The 6,269-nt window shown below is 69.9% G+C and carries 4 protein-coding genes and 1 pseudogene; 2 read left to right on the top strand and 3 right to left on the bottom strand.

Annotation, left to right across the window (positions count from 1 at the left end; translation table 11 throughout):
- Positions 1–162: 162 nt before the first annotated feature.
- The 3 genes and pseudogenes from OG210_RS28115 to OG210_RS28105 form a co-directional block, all read right to left on the bottom strand.
- On the bottom strand, positions 163–2,184 hold the full coding sequence (locus OG210_RS28115; protein WP_371540514.1) for an ABC transporter ATP-binding protein: 2,022 nt from the start codon (positions 2,182–2,184) through the stop codon (positions 163–165).
- A 138-nt stretch (positions 2,185–2,322) separates the two neighbouring features.
- A pseudogene (locus tag OG210_RS28110) lies at positions 2,323–2,520 on the bottom strand (HMA2 domain-containing protein); the annotation flags it as partial.
- A gap of 141 nt (positions 2,521–2,661) precedes the next feature.
- The gene (locus tag OG210_RS28105; protein WP_328324547.1) at positions 2,662–2,988 is read right to left on the bottom strand and encodes a DUF5132 domain-containing protein; all 327 of its coding nucleotides are present in this window, start codon (positions 2,986–2,988) and stop codon (positions 2,662–2,664) included.
- Positions 2,989–3,654: 666 nt separating this feature from the next.
- On the opposite strand from OG210_RS28105, the gene OG210_RS28100 reads away from it, so the two are divergent.
- Together OG210_RS28100 and OG210_RS28095 are read left to right on the top strand one after the other, a co-directional pair.
- The gene (locus OG210_RS28100; protein ID WP_371539244.1) at positions 3,655–5,256 is read left to right on the top strand and encodes an ABC transporter substrate-binding protein; all 1,602 of its coding nucleotides are present in this window, start codon (positions 3,655–3,657) and stop codon (positions 5,254–5,256) included.
- 5 nt (positions 5,257–5,261) lie between these two features.
- Positions 5,262–6,269, top strand: coding sequence for an ABC transporter permease (locus OG210_RS28095; protein ID WP_371539242.1), 1,008 nt, complete (start codon positions 5,262–5,264; stop codon positions 6,267–6,269).

The following is a 6,269-nucleotide window of genomic DNA, read 5'->3' as shown; positions in this document are numbered from 1 at the left end:
GCTGCCAGGGCGTGCGACAACCTCGTCCGGCCGCAGGCGGCCAAGCCGGACGACGGGTCGTCAGAGGGTGGGACTTACAGAGAAAGAGGGGGTGGGACTTACGAAGGACGTGGAGTGCATCGGGTGAATCGAGTGCGCAGCGGGTGCGTCGGGTGGTGAGAGTTACGCGGCCCTCTCGCCGGCCTGGAGGTCCCACAGCGATGCGTACAGCCCGTCCCGGGCGAGCAGTTCGGCGTGGGTGCCGCGCTCGGCCACGACGCCGCCCCTGTCGAGGACGTAGATCCGGTCGGCGTTGCGGATGGTGGACATCCGGTGCGCGATGACGACGAGGGTGCGGTCCTCGGCGAAACTGCGCAGCGCGCGTTGGATGGCTGCCTCGGTCTCGTTGTCCACAGCGGATGTGGCCTCGTCGAGGATGACGACGGGAGGGTCCTTCAGGATGGCCCGGGCCAGCGCGATGCGCTGCTTCTGGCCGCCGGAGAGTGCGGCGCCGCGTTCACCGATCATCGTGTCGTACCGGTCGGGGAGCGTTTCGATGAACGGGTGCGCCTCGGCCGTACGGGCCGCGCGCTCCAGTTGTTCGTCGGAGGCGTCGAAACTGCCGTAGCGGATGTTGTCGGCGATGGTGCCGTCGAAGAGGAACGGGTCCTGTGCCACGAACCCGACCGCGCCGCGCAGATCGCGGCGGGCGAGGTCGCGTACGTCGCGCCCGTCGAGCAGGACACGGCCGGACTCGGCGTCCTGGAACCGCATGAGGAGTTTGGCGATGGTGGTCTTGCCCGATCCTGTCGCGCCGACGATGCCGGTCACCTGCCCCTGGGCGATGTCCAGGGAGAAGTCCTTGAGCACGGGTGGCCGGCCGGCGTAGGCGAAGGTGACCCGTTCCAGAGCGATGGCCCCCCGGACCTCGGTCGCGTCGAGAGGCTGCTCCTCGCCCACGGGTTCGGTGGGCAGGGCGTGCAGGTGGCGTACGCGGTCGTAGGCGGTCAGGGTCCGCTGGTACTGGTCGACGATGGTGCCGAGCCTGGTGAGCCGGACCAGGACCTGCTGGGGCAGTCCGATCAGCGGGCTGAAGACTTCGAAGGGCAGGGCGCCGTCGAGGACCGACCGGCCGCCCAGGAGGAGCATGCCGACCATGGAGGCGGTGGTGCAGGCGCGGATGGTCTCCGCGTGGCGGACGGTGCTGCGGTCGGTGCGCTCGTTGCTCCGCAGGCACTTCTCGCCGAGCCGGTCCACGCGTTCGGCCTCGTACTCCTCGGTGCAGAAGCTCTTGACGGTGGCCCCTGCCTGGAGGCTGTTGACCAACTGGCTGTGCAGCTCCGCCCGGTGCTCGCTGGAGACGGCGTAGTCGGCGCCCACGCGGTCCTGATAGCGGAACGACAGCCATGCCACGATCGGCATGGGCAGGAAGGCGATCCACGCGATCTGCGGGGCGAGGACCAGGAAGGCGGGGACCAGCACCAGGAAGCTCGTGGCGAGTTGGACGATGTCGTTCGCGCTGGTCGCGAAGAAGGCGCCGAGCTGGGTGACGTCGTCGGTCAGGACGCCCGCGACGCGCGTGGTGCGCTCGCCCTCCAGATTGCCCAGTTCGAGGCGCTGCACGTGGGCGTACGTGCTGTTGCGCCAGTCGTGCTGGATGTTCTGCCCGAGCTTGCGCCATGCGACGGTCGCGGCGTACGACAGTCCGGCGACGGCGGCGCATGCCACGGCCGCTGCTCCCGCCAGGAACCACAGCTGCGCCGAGGCGGTGGTCAGGCCGAGTGCGAGCAGCGGCGGACAGGAGCCCTTGATCAGCACCAGTGCGATCCAGCCCAGGAACAGTCCGCACGCGACCTCGGCGAGCTGGCACACGCCGGACAGACCGGTGGCGAGAGCGAGGCGGGGTCTGTGCCGGCCGACGATGTCCAGCAGGGAGCGCAGCGAGGGCCGGGACGCAGGCGCCGCGCCGGGCACGGTGGCGCCGGGCACGGTGCCTGTCGTGGTGCGGGAGCCCGTCGGCGCGATGTCTCCGGACACGGCACGGCGTACGACGACGATCGTGGCGGTCACGACCACGCCGAGCGCCACCAGCGGCTTGCGCAACAGCTTGCCGGGCCCGAACGCGAGGGCGGCTGCCCCTGCCACACCTCCGGTGACCGCGAGGGCGGGGTGGAGCGCCCTCCTGGTGGGTTCGGCTTCGGTCACAGGTGGCGTGGCAGGGATTCCCGAAGGGCCGGTTTCCTCGCGGTGGCGGGTGGCATTCCCGGCGATCAGAGCCAGAGCATTTCTCAGAAGTGCACCGATATCCGCGCTTCCCACAGCCGGTCCGTGAAGAACGAGGACGCTTCCGGTGACGGAACTGGCGCGCACCGAATTAATTCCGCGGATTTCCTGCAATGCGGCAGCGAGCACGTCCGCGAAGTGCGGTTTACCGACCATTTCGGGAATGTTCCAGCGCTGTCGCCCGGGTACGCTGGAGCGCATTCTGACGTCCCCGCGGACAGGCTGGTCCACGCCCGCCGCCCCCACCAGTAGTGCCATTTCAGGAATGTTCCAATTTTCTCGACGGCGCCCTGACGAGGGCGCCGTTCACCAAGACCCCGGGCAACGGCCGGCGGAACGCTTCGAATTTCGCCGGGCCGTTGGCTTGAGTTACGCGGAGAATGCGGTCCTGCGGCAGAATCAGCGCGCCTTTTCGGACCCGCCTGCGCGTGCCTTCGGGGGCGTCCGGACCTCTGCGGCAACCGCGTGAGCCGTCTCCTCGGCGGGTGCCGGCGCCGGAGCCCTGACGGTGGCGCCCTCGGCGGCGAACTGTGCGGCCATGACTTCGGTGGTCACTTCGGCGGCGAGGTCATGCAACCCCTCGTTCGCCTCGTGAGCGGCACGCTTCACCTCCATGACCAGTCCGACCGAGGTCTTGAGAACCCCCTTCACCAGCGGAGTGACGAATCGCTTGGCCAGCGGGGCGACGATGAGACCGATGAGAAACGGCGGGACTACAGGCGGCATGATTCGGCATCCATTTCTCGGGTTCTGGGCTGTGTGATGGTTGTTCGGTCTGGAGGTGCATTTCGACCGATGAGACAAACAGTGAAGGCGACCAGGAGTCGAATCCCCGCCGGGCTCCACAGAGAAGGAGATCCGAATGTAGCAGGACCGAAAAGGAAATCGATCCGGAAATGGGGCTTCCGACTCCAGTCGGCCGGTGAGTTCCTCGGGCTGAATTCGGCAACACAAGAAAGCGTAGTCGAGCCGCCCGGACGGAACCACGCTGCTTCGTGCACGTTCACCCGAACGGGTACGGGGAGCCACTTGGCCGGTGTGGTTCCGGCCAGGTACCGGGCCATCGCGGTATGGAGAACTGCGGCGTCGAAGCCCTGAATCAAGGCCCCCGTAGACGATCTTTACCCAGGAATTCACCAGGCGTGTCGGTTGTTTTTGGCCATTCGCTGTCGATCTTCGCCGCACCAATTTCGGAACGTTTACTCGGAAGGGTGATCTCGGGGATCGATTTCCGCCATGCCAGGAACCCGCGACTGGAATAGAAAGACCCCGGTCCGGGCCGTCCACACTGGGCGCGGCACCCCAGGCGCCACGTCCACCGCCTGCTCAGGGGGCGCGATCCGGCCAGTTCGAGCCGGCCGGCACCTGGGAGCAGCGGCGCACCATGGGCGAGTGCCCCGCAGACGTCTGACTCTCCTTCACCGCACCGCCGTTGCCGGAACCGCCGCGGCCTGCGTCCTGTCCGGGTGCGCCGCGACGCCGGCCGACGACCACGCCGCCCCAGGAGGCGTACGCGTGGCCGTGCCGTCGGACATCCCGAGCTTCCACCCCTACTCCACGTCCGGTGCGACGGCCGCCCCGTACGCCTACGACTCTCTCGTCCACCTCTCCGGGGCCGGGCGGGTGCGGTCAGGACTCGCCGTCCGCTGGCGGACCGACGCCACCTCGGCCACGTTCACCCTGCGCAAGGGGGTGACCTGCTCCGACGGAACGGAGCTCAAGGCGTCCCACGTAGCGCGCTCGCTGACGTACGCCGCCGACCCGAAGAACCATTTCACCGCGGCCCAACAGGCGTTGCCCGACGTGCCGCTGACCGTTACCGCCGACGACGCGCACAGAGTGGTGACGGTCTCGACGGCGTCCCCGTTCGGCTTCCTGGTCCGCACCGTCGGCCTGCTCCCCGTCATCTGTCCCGCCGGACTGGACGATCCGCGTTCCCTGGTCCGGGCGACGCACGGCACAGGCCCCTATGTGCTCAGCGCCTCCAGGCCGGGAGGTCCGTACGTGTTCACACGGCGCCGTGGGTACGCCTGGGGTCCGGGAGGCGCGCGCACGGGTACCGCGGGGGTACCGGCGCGCATCAGGCTGACAGTGATCCCCGAGGAGTCGACTGCCACCAACCTCCTGCTGACCGGTGGCCTCGACATCGCCGCTGTCGGCGGATCCGACCGGGCCCGGCTCACCGAGCGTGGACTGTACGAGGCCGTGGTCCCCACCGTGGTGGGGCTCAGCTTCTTCAACGAGGCGCCGGGCCACCCACTCGGCGACCCGGCCGTGCGCAGAGCTCTGGTGGGCGCCCTGGACCGCGAGGGGCTGGCCGATGTCGCGATCGGCGGCAACGGCAGACCGGCCGGGCACCTCACGGCGCGGGGCACCGTCTGCCACACGCACCTGACGGCGCCTCACCTCTCCGGCCCGGCCGCCCTGTCCCTGCTGCGCGAGGCGGGCTGGCGGCGGGCGGCGGACGGACGTCTCCGGAGGGCAGGCGACGGACGCCAACTGCGGCTGCGCATCGTGAGCAGCCCGGCGAGCGGATCCACTCTGCCGGCCGTGGCCGAACTCATGGCCGTGACCTGGCAGGAACTCGGGGTGCGGACCGATCTCGTCAGCGAGAGCCTTCCGGCCCTGGTGAAGGCCATGTACGAGGACGGCGACTTCGACGTCGTCATGGGGAGCGCGCCGGGCCCCCCGGTTCCGGCACAGCTGGTCCCCTTCTTCTCAGGCCCGCCTCCGCCGGCCGGACTCAACTTCGCCCACATCCGCAATTCCCGCTACACCGACCTGTCCCGGAAGGCGCTGCGCAGCCCCGATACGTCGGGCTGCGCGCTGTGGAACCGGGCGGCGCAGGCGCTGCTCCACGCTGCCGATGCCCTGCCCGTCGCGGACGGCAGCAAGGTCCTGTACGGACGCGGCGTGCGGTTCGACGTGGGGGACGGCGGCCAGCTCATGCCGGCCAGTTTCCGGACGGACTCCGGCAGGGGCGCCGGACGGTGAACCGGATGCGCCGTGTACTCCAGGGGGTACCGCTGGTGGCCCGCGCGGACCGCGGACGGCGTCATCACCGTCGCTGGACGACCTTTCTCGTACGCCGTCTGACTCGGTGTGCCGTATCGCTCGTGCTCGTGGCCACCGGGACGTTCGCGATGATCCGGCTCATCCCCGGCGACCCGGTGCGGGCCGCCCTCGGCGTGGACGCACCCCCCGCCCTGGTGGCGGCCCGGCGTCACCAACTCGGCCTCGACCAGCCGCTTCCGGTCCAGTTCCGGCACTTCATCGACGCTCTGCTCCACGGCGATCTGGGCACCTCCCTGGTGACGGGCGAACCCGTGACCGAGCTGGTCGCCACGCGCCTGCCCGCGACGCTGCGGCTCGCGGGGCTCGCGTTCGCCGTGATCATCTCGGTCGCGGTGCCCATCGGTCTGCTCGCCGCCGCCTGGATCAGGGACGGCCGCCGACCGCGCGCCGATCTCGCGTTCACCACCACGGCCTCGGTGCTCATCGGCGTACCCGACTTCGTCCTGGCGGCGGGGCTGACCGCCGCCCTGGCGATCGGCCTGCCGCTGTTCCCCGTCGCGGGCGGTACGGGCATCACGGCGTACGTACTGCCGGTCACCGCGCTCGCGCTCGCACCCTGCGCGATGCTCACCCGGATCGTGCGTGTGGAGGCGCTCAAGGTCCTGGCGGAGGACTACATGCGCACCGCGCGCGCGAAACGGCTCCCCGCCCTCACGCAGTACGTCCGCCACGCGCTGCCCAACATGCTCACCGCCTCCCTCGCCGTCGCCGGAAACATGCTGCCTGCGCTCGTCGGCGGAACCGCCCTGGTGGAGAAGGTGTTCGCCTGGCCAGGACTGGGGTCGGCGATAGCCCAGTCCGTCGTCGCGGAGGACTACCCGGTGGTGCAGGCGACAGTCCTCGTCCTGAGCGCGGCCGTGCTCACCGTCAACCTCCTGGTGGACCTGGCCCTGGCCCTGCTCGATCCGCGCTCGACGCTCGGGGAGAGCTGA

Origin of the sequence: Streptomyces sp. NBC_00466, assembly GCF_041433995.1 — a bacterium.
Taxonomy (GTDB): Bacteria; Actinomycetota; Actinomycetes; order Streptomycetales; family Streptomycetaceae; genus Streptomyces.
This window is presented reverse-complemented; position numbering and strand designations above follow the sequence as displayed.

What these genes read in the sequence shown, in the direction of transcription:
- OG210_RS28105 (WP_328324547.1), bottom strand. Translation starts at nt 2,988, where the DNA reads ATGCCGCCTGTAGTCCCGCCGTTTCTCATCGGTCTCATCGTCGCCCCG.
- OG210_RS28095 (WP_371539242.1), top strand. Translation starts at nt 5,262, where the DNA reads ATGCGCCGTGTACTCCAGGGGGTACCGCTGGTGGCCCGCGCGGACCGC.